Origin of the sequence: Caballeronia sp. NCF2 (assembly GCF_023631205.1) — a bacterium.
GTDB lineage: Bacteria > Pseudomonadota > Gammaproteobacteria > Burkholderiales > Burkholderiaceae > Caballeronia > Caballeronia zhejiangensis.
In genome coordinates this window covers 1-19662 of sequence record NZ_JALQDN010000095.1, presented here as the reverse complement: position 1 = coordinate 19662, position 19662 = coordinate 1, and the positions used below count along the sequence as shown (strand labels likewise).

Here is a 19662-nt window from a genome sequence, read left to right as displayed (position 1 = left end):
CAACTGCCCACAAGCTCCCGGCCGGCAGCGGATCTTCACAACACCGAACGGCCGTCCACGTTCCTCAAGCCGACGTTTAGGGCCGCGGAAGTCCCACTGCGTAGGAATGCGCTAGGCGCATGTAGCGCGTCGTCGCACGTGCGACAATTCGGTTTTCGCCTGCGCGCGCACCGCCTTGAGATCTGCACCGCATCAGCACAGGGCGGCCATCCGGGGCCATATATCATGAATCTACGAGCAGCGGTCTTACCCCCCGACTGGGTAAGGCGCGCCGAGCCGATAGAAGGCGTCGAGCGCATCGAAGCGTGGTTTCACGGCAGCGCATACTCCATGCACCGCCACGACACCTACGCGATCGGCCGCACGCTCGCTGGCGTTCAGAGTTTCAACTATCGGCGCAGCCAGCGGAACAGCCTGCCGGGCAACACGCTCGTACTGCATCCCGATGAGGCTCACGATGGCCAGGCGGGCACCGATGAGGGGTTCCAATACCGGATGGTCTACGTGGAACCCGCTCTCTTTCAGGAAGTGCTCGGCGGACAAGCGCTGCCGTTCCTCGAAGGTGGCGTGACTACCGATCGGCGCCTCGAGGTTGCGACCGTAGCGTTGCTGCAGCATGTCAGCTATACGCTCGAGCCGCTTGAACAGAGTGATGCACTTGCCGAGTTGGCGAATGCCTTGGCCGCCGTCACTGGTACGCCTGTAAGAACAGCCAAAGGGGACTTCCTCGCGGCGCGGCGTGCACGCGACTATCTGCACGCAAATTGCTCGCGCGTTGTCGCGCTCGACGAACTCGAAGCGGTGACGGGTCGCGATCGCTGGAGCTTGTCGCACGATTTTCGCAGGTTCTACGGCACGAGCCCGTATCGATATCTGACGATGCGGCGCCTCGATGCAGTGCGCCACATGCTGCTCGCTGGCACCTCGCTCGCTTGCGCTGCTGCAGCCGCGGGTTTTGCCGATCAGAGTCATATGACGCGACACTTTTCGAAGACCTTTGGGCTGACGCCAGGGCGCTGGTTACAAGTCGCGGGCGGCGTTCCGCGCGGCTAAAACGCCACGATCGTTCAATACGACCGGAAGGAGCATGCGTATCCTCAACGCATCAACCTTTGAACGGAGAGAACGATGTCCCAATCCTCGAACCATTCCACCGCTCCGGTCACGCGCGGCCAGTGCGACACCATCGATCTGATCGGCAAGATCGCGCAGATCAACGATCACTGGCAACCGCGCGTTGTCGCTGAAATGAACGACTATCAATTCAAGGTCGTCAAGGTCGAAGGCGAGTTCGAGTGGCACCGACATGCCGATACCGACGAAGCGTTCATCGTCCTCGATGGCGAACTGCGTATCGATTTTCGGGCAGGGCCTTCAGGCGATGGTTCGATCGTATTACGTGCCGGACAGTTGGGAGTCGTTCCGAAGGGAGTCGAGCACAAGCCCTGTGCAAACGCAGAAGTCAAGCTGCTGCTTATCGAGCCGCGAGGTGTCGTGAACACAGGCGACGGCGCGGCAAGCGAGCGTACTGTCGCGAACGACCAGTGGATTTGAGCCGGCCACCGGGGTATGACCGGTGAGATGTGGCGGGCGGAGACGGGCGATTCTCCGAGGGCGCGATTGCGTCGATTCCAGTTCAACCTCCGCTCTTGTGTGGGGCCAGGTAGTTCCACCGGCGATTCGCTTGAGGACACAAGGCATGTGCCGGTCGAAACAGCCCGGCGCCTGCCACTCGGCCATGGCTGGTGAACCGGCGACAATCGCGAGGAAACACAGAGCGCAACTAATCGTCTGCGTTTCCGTCCGCCTTCAAGAACATCTCAGGTCACCATCTTCAGGATATGCCTTTGAGAAGGGGGCAAGACAATCAACCGCCCGAAGAATCACCCTCGGTCAGGCACACGCGATTCGTGGGGCGGGCTCGAAGGTTTCGTCGTGCGACAGTTTCGAGCCGAGCGAACCCGTTCCTGAATACGCTACCAGTCGAGCATCGTCCGCATTGCGCGGAAGCCAGAATGCTTAGCCGGACGGCAGGCTCACGTACTGCGGGGATCTTAACGGCCGCTCGCTTTACGGAGCGAGGCTCGATAGCGAAGCTCGAACATCAGGCGCGAGACATCCGAGGCCGATTAGCGTCTTTTCGACGGCCACGTCCAGCGGTGTATGCGGCTCGTGGCCGAGCGTCTGCACGAGCCGCGCGTTATTCAGATGCACGGACGTCGTCCATAGATAGCGCATTTCCTGAAGCTCCCTGAATGTTACGTTGAACGGCGCGGCAAGCGCGAGCAGCCACCACGGAAAGCCGACGACAGCGGGCGCCCGCCCGGTGCGCCGCGCGACCACGCGACGGATCGCGTCGGCAAAGCCGGTGCCGTCCTCGTCCGAATGACCGCTCATGTGAAAGCGCGCGAACGCATCGAGCGAATGGCGGTGCGCAAGCAGTTCAACCATCGTGCGAGCGACATCGGGCAGATACGCCCATTGATGCCCGATGCCACGCGCACCCGGATTGCTGACCTTCGCCACCGGCTTTCCTGGCTTCACGAGTCCTTGCGCGAGCCAGTTATTGCCCGCTCTTGGCCCGAAGAAATCGCCCGCGCGCACGATCAGCACTCGCGCGCCTTCCTTGCTCGCGCGTTGCAGACGCGCTTCCATTTCCACGCGAATCGCGCCTTTGCGCGTGACGGGATGCTGTGGCGCGTCTTCGTCGATGAATGGAAACGCGTCCGGCCCGAAGTTGTAGACCGTGCCCGGCAACACGATGGTAGCGCCCTGCGCCTTCGCCGCCGCGATGGTGTTGTCGATCATCGGCAGCACCAGTTCGGCCCAGCGCTTATAGCCTGGCGGATTTACCGCGTGCACGATCACGGATACGCCCTGTGCCGCGCGCATCACGTCGGCCGCGTTCATCGCGTCGCCGTGAATCCATTCGATGCCGTCGCCCTTCGATGCCCCCGCGCCACGCCGCAGCCCGTGCACGCGCCAGCCCCCATCGCGCAATTGCCGCGCAACTTCCCCGCCGATGCCGCCCGTCGCCCCAAGTACCAGAACCGTTTCGCCTTGCGCCATGTCACGCCTCCCAGGTTGTCGATGACGCCATTCTCCGCCCTTCGCGGACACATTAAAATTGGCGAACCTCGTTGATCCGATATTCAAAAACGTATGGCAGACGACATCGGCTGGGAGCTTTACCGAACGTTCCTCGCAGTGCTGCGCGAGGGCTCGCTGTCGGGTGCAGCGCGCGCGCTCGGCATCACGCAGCCGACGGCGGGGCGGCACGTTGAAGCGCTCGAACGGGCGCTGATGGTAAGTCTATTTACGCGCTCGCAGAACGGGCTTCAGCCGACCGACGTTGCGCTTGCATTACAGTCGCACGCCGAAGCGATGCAGAGTACGGCGGCATCGCTCAAGCGCGCGGCGAGCGGCCACACGGGCGACGACGGCGCGGGCGTGCAGGGCGTCGTGCGCGTATCCGCGAGCGAAGTGGTCGGGGTCGAAGTGCTGCCGCCGGTCATCGCCGCGCTGCGCGAGCGGCATCCGCGATTGATCGTCGAACTCGTGCTGTCGAACCGCGTGCAGGACTTGCTGAGGCGCGAAGCGGATATTGCCGTGCGCATGGTGCGCCCGCGCCAGACGCAACTCGTCGCGCGGCGAGTCGGCGTGATCGAGGTCGGACTTCATGCGCGGCGCGATTATCTCGACCGTCACGGCACGCCGCGCAGCATGGCGGCGCTCGCAGAACACGCGGTCATCGGCTACGACCAGCCAAACGCGTTCATTCGCGATGTGAGCCGCACGTTGCCGGGTTTTCGTCACGCGTTGTTTTCGATGCGCGCCGATAGCGATCTCGCGCAACTCGCACTGATCCGCGCGGGTGCGGGAATCGGCGGATGTCATGTCGCGATTGCGCGCCGTGATGGTCTCGTACGCGTGCTGTCGAAAGCGTTCGCGCTCCGGCTCGAAACGTGGGTGACGATGCACGAAGATCTGCGCGCGAGCCCGCGCTGCCGCGCTACCTTCGATGCCCTTGCTGACGCGCTCGAACAGTACGCGCGATAACGCCGCGACTGGGCGACACGCGCATCCGCAAGCCTCACTGTGAGCGTCGGCGCGAGGCATCGACACGGCGCAGTCCGCACCCGTCTTCCGAAACACTTCCAGCGGAGCTTCGACGAGCGGCGCAACCAGTTCGCATGGGCACGACGGATTTGTTCGATCCCGTATCGATGATTCTCCGCGAGACGCGACAGCGCATGTTATAGCGCGTGCTACCAGCGGAGGAAGAGGCATTTGACCGTTCTGGGCGAGGTCAATCCAGAAACTTGACGCGGGCAGCGAGGTGAGAGCCGCGCGTTCTGATTGCCGAGCGAACCGAACAGCCATGTGCACGCCGATGAACTCAAGCGCGTCAACGAAAGGGGGTTGAATACGTACGGAATCTCGGCACCACGCGTGCGCCTGGACTTTATCTCTGATCGACTGAGCGACATACGAAAAACGATAGAGATACGCCGGCGCGCCGTTGGACGTAAAAATTCGGGCGACAAAGCGGGCGGGCTCATCCATCGTAATGACACGAGAAATCTGGCTCTCAATGGACGCGACAGAGGCGGTGCAAGCCGGATCAAACGCCGCAGCGGCGGCGCTCAAGTTTTGAGGACCAAAGATCGCGAACGCCTGCTTCGAACGCAAGACCGTGCAGGTGTTCGCCGCGTCGGGCGTGGCCGGCATCGCTTCGTCCGCCGGTGTCGGCGATCCGCTGCTCGCGTCGATGGCCGCGCCGCTGTTCGGCATCGACAATGCGTTCGTCGGCGTGCTGACGCTTTCGGGCGTGATCGGCCACTTTCATGTCGACGACGAAAAAGTGCGCTCGCTCCTCTTCGATGCGGCGCTCGCCGCGAGCGCATTGCTCGGCGCGACGTGCAACGAAGGCGCTGGCGAATGACGCGCGCGTGCTCAGCGTCGCTCGGCCGTGCCGTACATGCGCTCGCAGAAGGCCACGCTCGCGCCGAGCCGCCGGGAAAGGTCGGAGGCGGCCTGCAATTGCGGGGCAATCATTTCGGCCGTTTCGCGCGCCACGCTCAGGCGCGAGGCCGGACCGGACAGCGTCAACGCGGCCATGAATTCTTCGTCGGGACCGAACACCGGCGTGGCGAACGCCGCGGTATGCACATCGCGCGCGCCCGAGGTGAAGAGCGGAATCTGCGGCGGCTCGGCGAAGAGCGGTTCGCGCATTCCCCAATAGCGGATGACTTGCCCGATGGCCGTGTCGTCGAGCGGAAGCGATGTTCCCGCGAGCCGCGTTTCGCGCAGCCCCTCGGACGGTTCCGCGCGAAACAGACATAGCCGCTTGCCATTGTCGAGCACGTAGTACGAGGCGCTTTCCTTCGTCGCGGAAGCGAGCGCGAACAGCACCGGTTCGACTACCGACGACAGATGGAACGACTGTTCATAGAGCTTGCCCAGATAAAGCACGCGCGCGCCGAGTCCGTACATGCCGTCGTCGGAACGCACGACATAGCCCATGCGCTCCAGTGAGTTCATCAGCCGGTACACAGTCGTCTTGTGCATGCCCGAAGCGCTTGCCAGCGCGGCAAGCGAGAGTTTCTCCCTGCCGAGCCTGAAGCAGTCGAGCAGACCGAGCGCTCGTTCGACCGCGATCACCCCGTCGTTTCCCATCTCGTCTCCTTGACGTTCATTTTCTCGATGCATTGTACACAGTAAAACACCGGTGCGCACAGTAAAAGGGTAAACGCTACTGGCTCGCACATCGACCCCACGTTAAAGTGGTTTCACTTCGTACACCCATGTTGCACACAGTACAACTTTGTCCTGAGGTTAGTCCATGAGCACCGACACGAATCAATCGATCATTCGAGACATCGACCGCGTTTCCCCCGAACTCGTCGAAGCTGCGGCGAAGTTCCAGGCCGCGATCCTCGCCGACGTCGCAGGCCGGCGCGGCACCGTGCACGGCCGCGTGAAGCCGCTCTCGCCGAAGATGAAAGTGGCGGGACCGGCAATCACCGTCGAGGTCCGTCAAGGCGACAATCTCGCGATCCACGCTGCACTGGCGATCGCGAAGCCGGGCGATGTGATCGTCGTCGACGGCAAGGGCGACGTGAGCTGCGCGCTGCTCGGCGAGATCATGGCGACGCAGGCGAAGGTCAGCGGCATCGCGGGCATCGTCATCGACGCGGCGGTGCGCGACGCGCACGAACTCGCGAACGGCGACTATCCGATCTTTTCCGCCGGCCTGAATCCGTGCGGCCCGACGAAGAGCGTGGCCGGGCTCGTCAACCATCCGATTTCCGCTGGCGGAACGGCGGTCAATCCCGGCGATCTCGTGGTCGGCGATGCCGACGGCGTCGTCGTGATTCCGCGTGCCGATGTCGCGCGCATCGTCGAACTCGCGCAGAAGAAGCTCGATATGGAAACGGCGCGCATCGCGGCGATCCACAAGGGCGACGTGCGCCCGGGCTGGCTCGACAAGGAACTGCGCGCGGTCGGCATGCTGGCCGAAGGCGAGGCGCTGTGATGGACTCGAACGTTCAAAAGCCCGTCGTGCTCGTGACGGCCGCCGATATCGCACCGCAGGCGCTCGAGATGCTTCAGGCATTCGAAGTCGTGTTCGCGGGCAAGCAGCCGACGGAAGACGACGTCGTGGCGCTGTGCGAAAAGACGAAGCCGGTCGCGATCATCGTGCGATACGGCAAGGTGGACGCGCGCATCATGGACGCAGCGGAAAACCTGCAGGTCATCTCGAAGCACGGCAGCGGCATCGACGTGATCGATCAGGACGCGGCCGCCGCGCGCGGCATCGCGGTGCGGGCGGCGGTCGGCGCGAATGCCGCGGCGGTCGCCGAGCACGCGTGGGCGCTCATCCTTGCGTGCGCGAAGTCGATTCCGCAGTTGGACGTTCGCATGCGCGCCGGCCACTGGGACAAGTCGACGCACAAGTCCTTCGAACTCGACGGCCGCACGCTCGGCGTCGTGGGCCTCGGTTCGATCGGGCGTCGCGTGGCGACGATCGGCGTCGCGTTCGGCATGAAGGTGCTCGCCTTCGATCCGTTCGCGAAGGAAGCGCCGCACGGCGTCACACTCGCGTCGATGGACGAGATCTACGCCGCATCCGACGTGCTCTCGCTCAACTGTCCGCTGACGGACGAGAACCGCAACATGATCGACCGCGACACGCTCGCGCGCATGAAGCGCGGCGCGATTCTCGTGAACACGGCGCGCGGCGGGCTGATCGATGAAGCGGCGCTCGTCGAGGCGCTCTCGAGCGGTCAATTGCGTTCGGCCGGCGTCGATAGTTTCGCCATCGAGCCGATGACGCATCCGCATCCGTTCCAGTCCGTGCCGAACCTGATTCTTTCGCCGCATGTGGGCGGCGTCAGCGAAGCGGCGTACGTGAACATGGGCAAGGGTGCCGCGGCCAACGTGCTCGCGGTCATCGAGGAAAACGCCCGCAAGGTGGCGTGACGTTCGCAGGAAGGCTCAGCATGTTCCATCTCACATCGCCCGGAGTGCGCGAAGCGCAGGTGTTCACGCGCATGCCGGAGAAATACCGCAAGCGGGATGCAGAGAGCGATTGGGCACGCGCCAATCGCGGCGGCATGACCACCGATTCGTTTCTGGAGGGTCCGGTCTGGGATCCGCGCGGCCATCTGTACGTGACCGATATTCCCTACGGCCGCATCTTTCGCATTTCGCCTTCGGGCGAGTGGGATCTCGTCGCGCAGTACGACGGCGAGCCCAACGGGATGAAGCTGTTCGACGACGCGCATCTGCTCATCACCGACTATCGCAACGGCCTGATGCTGCTCGACATCGAGCGCGGGGAAGTGAAGCCCTACCTCGAACGCCGCAACTCCGAGCGCTTCAAGGGTGTGAACGACCTGACCTTCGATTCGCACGGCAACCTCTATTTCACCGATCAGGGCCAGTCGGGCCTGCACGATCCGACGGGCCGCGTGTATCGGCTGTCGCCGGATGGCAAGCTCGACATGCTGCTCGGCAACTGCCCGAGCCCGAACGGACTCGTGCTGTCGCCGGACGAAAATGTGCTTTACGTCGGCATGACGCGGGGCAATTGCGTGTGGCGAGTTCCGCTGCAAGCGGACGGCTCGGTCAGCAAGGTCGGGCAGTTCTTCACGTCGTACGGTCCGAGCGGCCCCGACGGACTCACGATCGATGCCGAAGGCCGGCTGTTCATCGCGAATCCGGGGCTCGGTCGCGTGTGGGTGTTGAATCGCCGCGCCGAGCCGGTGGAGATTCTGACCGCGCAGGAAGGCGTGTCGCTCACCAATCTCTGTTTCGGCGGCGCGGACATGAAGACGCTCTTCATGACCGAATCGACGAACGGGCTCATGTTGAAGGCCGACATGACCGTTCCCGGACCGCTTCCCAAGCGGGCAAAGACCCACTGAGGCTTACTGCGCCGCGGGACCGAAAAGGCTCGCGCGGCGTCTATCGAGACATTGCGCCGAAGCAGCGCAGTGGAGGAGCAAGCATGAATCTCTCGGAAACCATCGATCACACGCGCGCCGAGCGCTCGACGAACGCGACGAGCGGCGCCGCGTTCGCGAGCGACGATTTCGCCGCCAGCGAACGCACGCTCGCGAAGGCGTTCCGGCGCATCCTGCCGTTCATCTTCCTGTGCTACGTCGTCAGCTACCTCGACAGAACGAATGTCGGCTTCGCCGCGCTGACGATGAACAAGGACCTCGGTCTCACCGGCGAACAGTTCGGCTTCGCTGCGGGACTCTTCTCGATCGGCTACTTCCTGTTCGAGATTCCGAGCAACCTCATCATGCAGAAGGTGGGCGCCCGCGTCTGGATCGCGCGCATCATGATCACCTGGGGCGTGTGCTCGATGCTGACGGCGTTCGTCGTCGGGCCGAAGAGCTTCGCCGCCGCGCGGTTTCTGCTCGGTATCGCGGAAGCGGGATTCACGCCCGGCATCTATCTGTATTTCACGCACTGGTTTCCCGGCAAGTGGCGCGCCAAGGTGACGGCTGCGTTCCTCGTCGGCATTCCTGTCGCGAACATGATCGGCTCGCCGATATCGGGCGCGCTGCTGCAGCTGGGCGGCTTGCACGGCTTGAAAAGCTGGCAATGGCTGCTGCTGATCGAAGGCCTGCCCGCAGTGCTGCTCGGCATCGCATGTCTGTTCATCCTCGCCGATCGCCCCGACAAGGCTTCCTGGCTAAGCGATGAAGAGAAGGCCACGCTCGCCCGGCGCCTCGCCGCGGAGCAAAAGGATATCGGCAGCAAGCACGGCAGCACGCTGCGCGATGCCATGACCAACTGGCGCGTGTTCGTGCTCGCGTTCATCAACTTCTGCGGGATCGTCGGATCGGTGGGCGTCGGCTTGTGGATGCCGCAGATCATCAAGCAGTTCGGCGTCGCACATTCGGTCGTCGGCTGGCTGACGGCGGTTCCCTATCTCATCGGCGCGTTCGCCATGCTGTGGTGGGCGCGCGTGGCGAACAAGTCGCAGAAGCGTGTCCCTTACGTTGCCGTCGCATTGCTGATTGCCGCCGCCGCGCTCGCGTGCAGCGCGCTGACCGACGTGCCGCTCCTGAAGCTCATCGCCCTTTGTTTCACCGTCAGCGGAATTCTCGCGTTCCAGGCGACGTACTGGGCGATTCCCTCCAGCTTCCTCACCGGCCGCGCTGCCGCTGGCGGACTGGCGCTGATCGTGTCTGTCGGCAATCTCGGCGGCTTCGCGGGGCCGTCGATGATCGGCGCGCTCAAGCAGATGTCCGGCGGCTTCACCGTGCCGCTGCTCGCGGTCTCGGCCGTGCTGCTGATCGGCGCGCTGACGATCGCATGGCTCGGCGACCCCGGCGCGAATGCCGGCGAAGCGGGCGCCGCGCGTAAGTCGTGAAGCTACGCATCAAATCGATTCATAACCACTATTCGGAGACGAAATGTCCGTGAAGAAGGCTCCCAAGAAAGCCAACCTTAGAACCAGTCTTGCGCTTGGGACGGTCGTAGTCGCAAGCATGACGTTCGCGTCCGGCGCTGCCCGTGCGCAAAGCAGCGTGACGCTGTACGGTATCGCCGATGTCGGCGCCGAGTATCTCAACAACACGAGCGCTGGCGGTTCTCAGGTGAGAGAAGTGTCCGGCAATCTGTCGGGTTCGCGCTGGGGGCTGAAGGGCGTCGAAGACATGGGCGGCGGGCTCAAGGCGATTTTCAACGTCGAAGCGGGCTTCAACATCAACGACGGGACGAGTTCGCAATCGACGCGCGGCCTCGGCCCGAATCCGACTACGACGTCGCGTCTGTTCGGTCGCCAGGCGTGGGTCGGTCTCAATTACAAGGGGCAGCAGCTGACCCTCGGCCGCCAGAACGCACTGATTTACGAACAGTCGGTGACGTTCGATCCGATGGGCGTCTCGTCGAGGTACTCGGCGCTGTCGCTCGACTACGCGCTTGCCGCTCGCATCGACAACTCTGCGAAATACACAGGCAAGTTCGGCCCCCTGACGGCTCAGGCGATGTACAGCACGCGCTACGACACGGGCTATGGCGCGGAAGTGCCGGGCGCGCTCATCACGGGCCGCTTCTTTAGCGGCGCGCTGACGTATTCCAGCGGCCCGATCGCGGCGACCGCAGTCTACGAACAGCGCAACAGCAACACGCAGACGACGAACACCAGCACCGAGCGCCGCGCGCTCGCCGCCGCGACGTACAACTTCGGTCCGGTGACGGCTTATGCCGGCTACCGCTATCTGCGGGCATCGAACGCATTTCTGCCGACGAATCCCATCGCCGTGGCCAACGGCTCCGAAGCGAATGCCGCGAACCTGTACTGGCTCGGCGCGCAGTATCTGATCACGCCGTCGTTCCAGTTGACTGCGGCCGGGTACTACCACGACGTTCATTCGACCGGCGCGGATCCGTGGCTCGCCGTCATCAACGCCGATTACTTCCTGTCGAAGCGCACCGACCTGTATGCGACCGTCGCTTACGCGCACAACAAGGACAACTCGGCGCTCGGTGTGAACGGCTACGGTACGGTGGCGCCGGGGCATGACCAGACCGGCGTGACCATCGGCTTGCGCCAGAAGTTCTGACGAGGAAACCGCCGTGCAGATCGTCCATGCGCCTCATTTGCCTGTCCGCGAAAAATGGCTCGCGCTCCATGAGGAGCCGATTCTGGAGCCGGATCTTTGCATCGTCGATGCACATCATCATCTGTGGGACCGGCAGAGCGGACGCTATCTGACGGAGGAGTTCGCGCGCGATGTCGGCAGCGGGCATCGCATCGTATCGAGCGTGTATGTGCAGTGCCGCTCGATGCTGCGCGAGCACGGTCCCGCCGCGATGAAGCCCGTCGGCGAAGCGGAGTTCGCCAATGGCATCGCCGCGATGTTCGCGAGCGGGGCGTATGGACCGACGCGAGCCTGCGATGCGATTGTAGGCGGCGCGGATCTCGCGCTCGGCGATGCAGTCGCGCCCGTGCTCGAAACGATGCGTGAGGTGACGGGCGGACGCTTGCGCGGCATCCGCAATCCGCTCGCGTGGCATTCGAGCCCGGACGTGAGTTCGAGCCCGGTGACGCCGCCGCGCGATCTCATGGCGAACGCAGGCTTCCGGCAAGGCGTGAAGACGTTGGCGCGTCATGGCCTGTCGCTGGACGCGTGGGTCTATCACACGCAGCTGTCCGAACTTTACGAGCTGGCTCGCGCGGTGCCCGACGTCACCGTGGTCATCGATCACTTCGGCGGGCCGCTCGGCGTCCGACCGTATGCGAACAGCCGCGAGGAAGTCGCAGCGGAATGGCGGCGGCAGCTCGCGCGACTCGCGAGCCTGCCCAACACGCGCATGAAGCTGGGTGGTGCAGGCTTGACCGTGTTCGGCTTCGATTTCGCGTCGCGCGAAACGCCGCCCACATCGGAGGAATTGGCCGCTGCATGGCGTCCTTACTTCGAAACGTGCGTTGAACTTTTCGGCGCGAAGCGCTGCATGTTCGAGAGCAACTTTCCCGTCGATAAAGGAATGTTCAGCTACGCCGTGCTATGGAACGCCTTCAAGCGGCTGGCGCAATCCGTGTCGGCGGATGAAAAAGCCGCGCTGTTCAGCGGCACCGCTGCGGCGACGTATCGCTTGCGGCTACAAGGAGACGAGTCATGAAAACGAGCGCTAGCGTTGCATCGGGCGACATCGGCAGTGAAATCGGCAGCGAAGCCGAAGGCAAGCGTTACAAGGACATCACGCGCACGGAGTGGCGCTCGCTGTCGCTCGCCGGTCTGGGCTGGACGTTCGAGAGCTATGACTCGTTCCTGCTCTCGCTTCTTTTGCCGACGCTTGCGCTGCAATTCGGTCTGACGAAAGCGCAGCTCGGGCTTTTCACGAGCATCACGGCGGCGGGGCAGATTCTCGGCGGCATCCTGTTCGGCTACGTGTCGGACCGGCTGGGGCGCGTTCGCACGGCGCTGCTTTGCATCGGCATCTATTCGCTGTTCTCGGGACTGCTCGCGTTCGCGCCGAACGAGCACTGGTTTGCGACGATCCGCTTCTTCGGCGCGCTCGGCATGGGCGGGACGTGGACGGCGGGCGCGGCGCTCATCGCGGAAACGTGGCACGCGAGCCGCCGCGGGAAGGGCGGCGCGCTGATGCAGATGGGCCTGCCCGTCGGCGCGATTCTCGCGATCACGATCTCGGGCATCGTCAGCGGCGTCAACGACGGTCTCGCGGGCCACGGATGGCGCGTGCTGTTCCTGATCGGCGCGCTGCCTTTCTTCATCCTGTTCTTTGTCGCGCGCAAGACGCCCGAATCGCCCATCTGGCTCGAGCGCAAGAAGGCGAAAGCGCAAGCCAAGACCGTTTCCGTCGATGCGAAGCTGAACGTTCGCGGTCTTCTCACCGCGTTCACGTTCATCTTCTTTCTGCAATACCTCTATTGGGGCGTGTTCACATGGACGCCGACGTTCCTCATCACGGTAAAGCACCTCGATTTCGTGCATAGCCTCAAGTTCGTGCTCGCGCTGCAATTCGGCGCAATCTCGGGCTTTCTGCTGTTTTCCGCGTTCGTCGATCGCCTCGGCCGCCGACCGATGTTCATGGCGTATCTGCTCGTGGGCGCGGCGGCGGTGTTCGGCTACATCCTGTCGTCGAATGCGCTCGTGCTGATGGTCGCCATCTTCTTCACGGGTTTCAGCGTCAACGGAATCTTCGCGGGCGCGGGACCGTTTCTCGCCGAAATCATCGGCAATACGGCTTCGCGCGGCTTTCTCATGGGCCTCGCCTACAACGGCGGACGGCTCGGCGGATTCATCGCGCCGCTCGTCATCGGAACGTTGGCGTCGACTGCGAGCGGATTCGTGCTGGGCTTGTCGACGACCATCGTCGCGTTCATCGCAGCTGCGATCGTCGTCTACTTCGCGCCGGAGACGCGCGGCAAAACGCTCGCATGACGACGGCCGCCAATCAGCCGGGATGGATCGGCAGGCTCTTTCCCGCCCTCAACGAAGCGCCGCTGCGGCGCTATCTGAGCGGGCAGGTTGCGTCGGTGCTCGGAAGCTGGACGCAGAACGTCACGCTGAATCTGCTCGTGTATCACCTGTCGGGATCGGCGGCGATCCTCGCGCTGCTCAACTTTCTGTTGTACGGGCCGCAACTGGTGGTCGCGCCCGTGGCCGGATCGCGTATTCGCGCGGAGAACGCGCGCCGCGTGACGCTGTGCGTGCTGACGACATCGCTCGTATTGACGGGCAGTCTCATCACGCTGTCCGCATTGAACGTGCTGAACGTGCCGCTGATTCTCGCGCATGCGCTGGCGATAGGCATTTCGAGCGCGATCGAAGTGCCCGCGCGTCAGGTGCTGCTGCTGACGAGCCTGCGCGATACGAGCCTGACATCGAACGCGGTCGCGATGAATACGATGGTCTATAACGTCGGCCGCATGGTCGGCCCGACGATTGCGGGCTTCGTGTATCCGACGCTGGGTCCGAGGGCATCGTTCGCTATTTATGCGCTGGCGCTCTGCTTCATGGCGATATGCGTGCGATCGATCCGGCTGTCCACAAACGTACGCGCCGCGCGCCCCGACAGCAGCTTGCGCGACGCCGTCGGCTACGTGATGTCAGACGCCTTTTCCGCGCGCTATCTGCCGATTCTCGCGTGCATCGGCCTGTTCGCGGCGAGCTATCAGACGCTCGTGCCGCTTCTGGCGGACCGTGCGTTTCACGACGCCGCGCGCTTTACGGGCGTGTTCTTCGCCTGTGCGGGCGCGGGCTCGCTGAGTGCCGCGGTGCTGCTCTCGTCGGCGCTGGGGCCGCGCGCGTCGGCGCGGTTCATCGCGTGGGTGCCGTGGACCGCGATCGTCGCGCTGATGGTGCTCGCGACGACGAGCGCGGTAGGGGCGTCGATGCCCGCGTTCTACGCGCTCGGCTTCAGCCTCACGTTCGCGGCGACATCGACGAATGCAACGATCCAGCGCCGCTGCCCCGAGCACGTTCGCGGCGGACTCGTCGGCATGTACGGCATGGCCTACAACGGCACGATGCCGTTCGGCTATCTGCTCGTGGGCACCGTATCGGAGGCGCTCGGCGTGCGTCACACATTCGCGGCGATGGCCGTGGTGCTCGCAGTGGGCATCATGTCCATCGTTGCCTGGCAACGCTTTAGGGAACAGCGCTAAAAGGCGCACTATATATCGGGAGACGGAAATGCAAGCTAGTGGCGCCATGGCGAAATCCGAGCTTGAGCAGAAAACCATACGGAAGGTCGTATGGCGGCTCGTTCCATTTTTGATGATCTGCTATCTGTTCGCCTACATTGACCGAGGCAACGTCGGAATGGCATCGCTACAGATGAACCATGACCTGGCGATGTCAGCAAAAGTATTCGGATTCGGGAGCAGTCTGTTTTTCATCTCATACTTTTTCTGTGAAGTACCGAGTAATCTCGCGCTTCAAAAGTATGGCGCCCGGCTTTGGATCTCCCGCATCATGATTACATGGGGCATCGTCTCTGCCGCCACCGCGCTGGTGCAAAACGCGACGATGTTCTATGTCCTGCGCTTCTTGCTCGGTGCTGCCGAGGCTGGTTTCTTTCCGGGGGTCCTACTGTACCTCTCGTACTGGATTCCGGCGTCGTACCGCGCTCGCATCGTTGCTATATTCATGGTGGCGATCCCGCTTGGTAACTTCGTCGGTTCACCACTGTCCGCACTGCTTCTGCAAATGGATGGAATCGCAGGGATGCGCGGATGGCACTGGCTTTTTATCCTTGAAGGCCTGCCGACTGTGCTTCTTGGTCTGATGTGCCTGTTCTTCTTGACGAATAAGCCGGAGCAAGCGAGATGGCTCAAGGAGGAAGAGCGCACGTGGCTCGCCAATGAACTTGCGACAGAGACGAAGGCGCCAAAAAAAGTCTTGGATATGCCGCTGACGAAGCTCTTCCGAAACCGCTACGTCCTTTGCCTTGCTCTTGTCGATACCTGTGCGTCGGCTGCGGGTAGCACCCTGAACGTGTGGCAGCCACAATTGCTCAAGTCGTACGGCCTGACCGTTATGCAGACAGGCCTCATTAACTCCGTACCCTACGCGTTGGCGTGCGTGTTGATGGTCTATTGGGGCCGACGCTCTGACCGAGTAAAGGAACGTCGCTGGCACACAGTCATTCCGATGCTTCTTATCGGTATGGGCCTATTCGCCACGTCGCTTAGCGGCGCCTTGCTCCCGACGATCTGCCTGCTCTGTGCCGTTTTGGTCGGTGCTTATGCGTTCAAAGGGCCTTTCTGGGCGCTCGCTGGCGACATGCTCTCCGGCAGCGCGGCGGCGGCGGGCCTCGCAACGATTAACGCGATCGCAAATCTGCTTGGTGGCGGCCTCATGGTGAACGTCTACGGCTGGGTTAAGGAGGCAACGGGCAGTTACTCCCTCGCGCTCATGCCGCTTGCCATCCTTACGCTCGTCAGTGTCGCAACGTTGCTGCTCTTGACGCGCAAAGGGCGATCCGGGCACATGGTCGGCAAGACGGAGGCAGCCTGAGCATGAAAATCTCGCGCGGCGCGGCTTTCTGGAGCTCGCCTGCGCTTCGAGGCGAATCTGGATTTACCTCGGTATGTTGCTTCTCGGATTGATCGCGATCGCCTTCATTCCCTCAATATCAACGGTCTTTCTTTGAGGCGCCGTCGAAAGCCGAGGTTGCTTAGTCAGAGGCCGCTGGCGCGCATCAGGGCGTACGCGAATGCAGGCGTCGATCCGATGACCATGCCTCGATTCCACGTACAGCAGGAATTTGCTAATTCCTGTCTGTACGGAGGTTTGAAGGTCGGAGAAGCTAGTGCCAAAACGACAACGGTGTCATTGCGCTGCGGCCGCCGTGTCGCGCAGCGCCGTGCGATCCCAGCCGCCTCCGAGCGCCTTGAGCAGTCGAACGCTAGCATTCAGTCGGCGCGCTTCGATCGTCTCGCCGTTGCGCTGGTTCTCGAGCGCAATGGTCTGCGCGCTGGCGACATTGAGATAGTCAACCGAGCCGGCCTGATAGCGGTTCGTCCCCTTGAGCACGAAAGGGTGGATGGAACGTTCTTACCTTCGTAGCTGTGTCGACTATGAGGTCCGACGTGCGCGCTAAGGTCTTAGCGACGTTCGGGACTGAAAGCGAGCCGGCTTGGCGAAACAAGTAGCATCACCGATGGCGACCTCGACCGGCTGAAGTATGGCTGCTCGCGGCTGCCCGTTGGATCGCTAGCTGCGCGGGACGCAGCAAACGGATTTCGATTGAGATCATCTTCCAGTTCTTGACCGTTGCGGTTACTGGATCTGTGCCGAGTTCTCGCGATGGTGCTATGTTCGCGTGCATCGGTTCCGCGCATCCGAGCGGGCCCCCAACGGAGTCGAACCGAACATGAAAGGTTGTATACGGAAAGCGGTGGTCGGTTTCACCTTTGTCGCGTCGGGCGCCATGGCGCAATCCAGCGTCACGATGTATGGACGCCTCGACGGGGGCATCGAATATCTGAATCACATCGCGAACGGTACCGGCGGCACATCCGCGCGATGGAGCGCCGAGGGCGGCGACTGGGGCACCAGCATGTGGGGCCTCAAAGGCAACGAAGATCTAGGCGGCGGCCTGACGTCGGTGTTCAATCTCGAAACTGCGATCCAGATCATGAACGGCACCACGGGGGGCGGACGTCTCTGGTCGCGCCGCGCCTATGTCGGACTGAGCTCGAAGACATACGGGCAGTTGCAGGCGGGCCGCAATCTGTTCATTGACAGCGACGGCGTCTGGGAATTCGATCCCTTCGTGCAACAGGCGGTGTCATCGGCATCACTCGTGCGCGGACGCAACTGGCAGCAGACGAGCAACAACGTCGAATATCACAGCCCCGTGTTTCATGGGTTCGACGTGCAAGGACAGTACTCGCTGGGCGGTCAGGCGGGCGCGTTCAACTCCGGCGCGGCGGGCGAGTTCGGCCGCTCGGACGGCATCATGCTGACTTACCACTCGCCGCTTTTCGACGTGCGCAGCATCTATGACGAACTGCGCAGCCAGAATGGCCAGATGAACAACGTATTTCAGGCGTCGCGCGAACTCTTCGTGGGCGCGAACCTGAAGGTGGATCGATGGAAAGTGCAGGCCGCCTACACGCACTATTCCGCGCCCGACACGCCCGCGGGCCTCTCCAGCACCGCCGATCACTATTGGCTCGGCGCGACCTATCAGGCGACGCCCGCTTGGGCCGTCACGGCGGCGGGCTTCTATGTCCACGTGGGCGAGGGCGGCGGCGACGCATCGCATGACCCGGCGAGCCACGCGATGCTCTATGTGCTCGGCACGACCTATAACTTCACCAAGCGCACATTTCTGTACAGCACGGTCGCTTACGTGCGCAACAGCGCGAACGGTACGTTCTCCGTCTTCGCCACGCCGCGCGACGCCGATCCGGGCACGAGTCCGCTCGCGGGGCAATCCCAGACGGGCGCGTACATCGGCATGATGCATATTTTCTGACGCGCCGACGTTTCTTTTCGGCCGAAGTAGTCATGTGCCTTGCGCTTGGTGCATTACGCGAGCGTGACCGCGCAATCGAGGCGTGGCTGCGGGATGAGGTTTTGCCAGACGACGACCGGCCTGTGCCCCGATCTGACGTTTCGCGGCGAGCAGGTGAATCGCGAAGGCTGCGCTCCCGATGCCGCCGAAAAGCAGCGTCGCGTGACAGCGTACTGGCAGCCGTATCACGATGCGATCGCCGCCGAGCTTGTGCGTCTGCGCGAGATGCACGGGAACGTGCTGCTGTGGGAAGGACACTCGATCGCGAGCGTGCTGCCGCGTCTTTTCGACGGCAAGCTGCCAGAACTGAACATCGGCACGCAGGACGGGAGGACGGCGGCGGAATCGGTGACGAGGGCGGTGACGGATGCGGCCGCGCAAAGCGATTACACGTGGGTCGCGAACGGGCGCTTCAAGGGCGGCTTCATCACGCGCCATTACGGCGCGCCGCAGGACGGGATTCACGCGGTCCAACTGGAAATGTGTCAGTCCGCGTATATGGATGAAGCGCCGCCGTTCGTGTATCTGCCGGAGAAAGCCGACGCTATCCAGCCGACGCTGCGCGCGATGGTCGGCGGCGCGCTCGATGCGGTCGTGGCGTTGGATTGACGTCGGCGAGCCGGTCATCGGCCACAGCATCGACGTGACTTGCCGGACGTCGACCCTCTTTCCGATCGTCGCTGGACTTTGCGCAGCAAGTGACGTGCTTCCGATGCAGATCGAATATTCATCGGGTTGCGTCGCGCGAACGGAATTGACCTCGCAATGACGCATTTCACGGTGATGCGCAACGGCCGCTGCTGGTCAGGCAGTCGGCCAGGCGCGCCGCTACGCGCCCATCGAGCTTACATGCGCGCTGGCGACGCGCCATCCCTCGGGCATCTTCACGCACGTTTGAGTCTGCCGGCCGATGCGCGGATCGCCATCGCGCCGGAACTCGATGTTCGCGACGGGAAGGCATCGCCGCATGTGGTCACGACGCGCGCGGTCACCGTGCGCGCCAGTGTCTTGCCCGGTCGTGCAGCCCGGAACGCGCGGATCGCCTTGTAACCGTAGAGGTTTTCCGTGGCGCCGTAGCGCAGCGTATGCGGCGTATCGAAAAACAGCGCGTCGAGCATCGCGACGTCGTTCGTGACGAGTGCGGTCTCGTACGCGTCGAAGGCCGCTTCGACCTCGGCCAGCTCGGCCCGAAGTCCTCGTAGCGTTCGCGGATCAACGCCAGCGCGCGCTGTGCCACGCCGTTGGGCAATTGATGGTTGCTCGGGCGTCCGCGTTTGCCTGACACCAGACCGGCCACGCCGGCCGCGTGGTAACGCCACACCAGGCCTTCGACTTGCCGTACGCTCAAGTTCAGCCGTTCGGCCGCACGCTCGGGTTTGAGTCGCGCGTCGGCGACCGCCTGAATCGCCTTGAGTCGGTCCAGTTCACGCATCGACATCGTGATGATCCCAATCGTGTTCATCGCCCGCGCTCCTGAAACGCTTGTGTGGCGACGAACCTACGCCAAAACGCGACATCTCTACTTAGCAGAAACACGACATTTGAACTTGGGACCTACACTTAATGTCAAAGCAAAATTGAAATGTCGTACCACCGGCTAAATACAGATGTCGTGTTTTTGATGTGTGATTGGCTCTGTTT

Annotated in this window: 17 protein-coding genes and 3 pseudogenes; 15 read left to right on the top strand and 5 right to left on the bottom strand. The window is 63.0% G+C overall.

What is annotated here, in order from left to right; genetic code table 11:
- Positions 1-225: 225 nt before the first annotated feature.
- Positions 226-1053, top strand: coding sequence for an AraC family transcriptional regulator (locus NCS02_RS34565; protein WP_250520592.1), 828 nt, complete (start codon positions 226-228; stop codon positions 1051-1053).
- Positions 1054-1128: 75 nt separating this feature from the next.
- Positions 1129-1554, top strand: a complete 426-nt coding sequence (locus NCS02_RS34560; protein WP_175983202.1) for a cupin domain-containing protein — start codon at positions 1129-1131, stop codon at positions 1552-1554.
- Positions 1555-2070: 516 nt separating this feature from the next.
- On the opposite strand, the gene NCS02_RS34555 is transcribed toward NCS02_RS34560, so the two are convergent.
- Positions 2071-3069, bottom strand: a complete 999-nt coding sequence (locus NCS02_RS34555) for an NAD-dependent epimerase/dehydratase family protein (protein ID WP_250520583.1) — start codon at positions 3067-3069, stop codon at positions 2071-2073.
- Positions 3070-3162: 93 nt separating this feature from the next.
- On the opposite strand from NCS02_RS34555, the gene NCS02_RS34550 reads away from it, so the two are divergent.
- Positions 3163-4059 carry a LysR family transcriptional regulator gene (locus NCS02_RS34550; protein WP_250520582.1) on the top strand — a complete coding sequence of 299 codons (897 nt, stop codon included), beginning with the start codon at positions 3163-3165 and terminating at the stop codon, positions 4057-4059.
- 637 nt (positions 4060-4696) lie between these two features.
- On the top strand, positions 4697-4945 hold the full coding sequence (locus tag NCS02_RS34545) for a hypothetical protein (RefSeq protein ID WP_250520581.1): 249 nt from the start codon (positions 4697-4699) through the stop codon (positions 4943-4945).
- Positions 4946-4956: 11 nt separating this feature from the next.
- Here NCS02_RS34545 and NCS02_RS34540 read toward each other — a convergent pair whose 3' ends face one another.
- Positions 4957-5679: an IclR family transcriptional regulator gene (locus NCS02_RS34540; RefSeq protein WP_250520580.1), complete on the bottom strand. Its 723-nt coding sequence runs from the start codon at positions 5677-5679 to the stop codon at positions 4957-4959.
- Between the two features lie 166 nt (positions 5680-5845).
- On the opposite strand from NCS02_RS34540, the gene NCS02_RS34535 reads away from it, so the two are divergent.
- From NCS02_RS34535 to NCS02_RS34495, 9 genes are all read left to right on the top strand, one after another.
- Positions 5846-6538 carry an RraA family protein gene (locus NCS02_RS34535; RefSeq protein ID WP_250520579.1) on the top strand — a complete coding sequence of 231 codons (693 nt, stop codon included), beginning with the start codon at positions 5846-5848 and terminating at the stop codon, positions 6536-6538.
- Entirely contained in the window at positions 6538-7485 is a 948-nt protein-coding gene (locus NCS02_RS34530; RefSeq protein ID WP_250520578.1) for a hydroxyacid dehydrogenase, read from the top strand. Before NCS02_RS34535 ends, NCS02_RS34530 begins: the two co-directional genes overlap by 1 nt.
- A gap of 20 nt (positions 7486-7505) precedes the next feature.
- Positions 7506-8432: an SMP-30/gluconolactonase/LRE family protein gene (locus NCS02_RS34525; RefSeq protein ID WP_250504630.1), complete on the top strand. Its 927-nt coding sequence runs from the start codon at positions 7506-7508 to the stop codon at positions 8430-8432.
- Between the two features lie 83 nt (positions 8433-8515).
- Positions 8516-9895, top strand: coding sequence for an MFS transporter (locus tag NCS02_RS34520; protein ID WP_250520577.1), 1380 nt, complete (start codon positions 8516-8518; stop codon positions 9893-9895).
- A 43-nt stretch (positions 9896-9938) separates the two neighbouring features.
- The gene (locus NCS02_RS34515) at positions 9939-11090 is read left to right on the top strand and encodes a porin (RefSeq protein WP_502800924.1); all 1152 of its coding nucleotides are present in this window, start codon (positions 9939-9941) and stop codon (positions 11088-11090) included.
- A gap of 13 nt (positions 11091-11103) precedes the next feature.
- Positions 11104-12150: an amidohydrolase family protein gene (locus NCS02_RS34510; protein ID WP_250520576.1), complete on the top strand. Its 1047-nt coding sequence runs from the start codon at positions 11104-11106 to the stop codon at positions 12148-12150.
- Complete coding sequence (locus NCS02_RS34505; protein ID WP_250520575.1) at positions 12147-13433, top strand: MFS transporter; 1287 nt, start codon at positions 12147-12149, stop codon at positions 13431-13433. Before NCS02_RS34510 ends, NCS02_RS34505 begins: the two co-directional genes overlap by 4 nt.
- Positions 13430-14659 (top strand): MFS transporter, encoded by a 1230-nt coding sequence (locus NCS02_RS34500; RefSeq protein ID WP_250520574.1) that lies wholly within the window; start codon positions 13430-13432, stop codon positions 14657-14659. The genes NCS02_RS34505 and NCS02_RS34500 overlap by 4 nt, the downstream gene beginning before the upstream one ends.
- Before the next feature lie 28 nt (positions 14660-14687).
- A complete protein-coding gene (locus tag NCS02_RS34495; RefSeq protein ID WP_250520573.1) occupies positions 14688-16013 on the top strand; it encodes an MFS transporter in 1326 nt (441 codons plus the stop codon).
- Positions 16014-16328: 315 nt separating this feature from the next.
- Here the strand turns inward: NCS02_RS34495 and NCS02_RS34490 are convergent.
- Positions 16329-16520: pseudogene (locus tag NCS02_RS34490) on the bottom strand (RND transporter); the annotation flags it as partial.
- A 352-nt stretch (positions 16521-16872) separates the two neighbouring features.
- On the opposite strand from NCS02_RS34490, the gene NCS02_RS34485 reads away from it, so the two are divergent.
- Positions 16873-17982 (top strand): porin, encoded by a 1110-nt coding sequence (locus NCS02_RS34485; protein WP_284504562.1) that lies wholly within the window; start codon positions 16873-16875, stop codon positions 17980-17982.
- 93 nt (positions 17983-18075) lie between these two features.
- Positions 18076-18630 carry an N-formylglutamate amidohydrolase gene (locus NCS02_RS34480; RefSeq protein WP_350029914.1) on the top strand — a complete coding sequence of 185 codons (555 nt, stop codon included), beginning with the start codon at positions 18076-18078 and terminating at the stop codon, positions 18628-18630.
- Positions 18631-18849: 219 nt separating this feature from the next.
- Here NCS02_RS34480 and hpxZ read toward each other — a convergent pair.
- Both hpxZ and NCS02_RS34470 read right to left on the bottom strand, forming a co-directional pair.
- Positions 18850-19202 (bottom strand): annotated as a pseudogene (gene hpxZ, locus NCS02_RS34475) (oxalurate catabolism protein HpxZ).
- Positions 19202-19483, bottom strand: a pseudogene (locus NCS02_RS34470) (helix-turn-helix domain-containing protein); the annotation flags it as partial. The pseudogenes NCS02_RS34470 and hpxZ, both read right to left, overlap by 1 nt.
- Positions 19484-19662 lie beyond the last annotated feature (179 nt).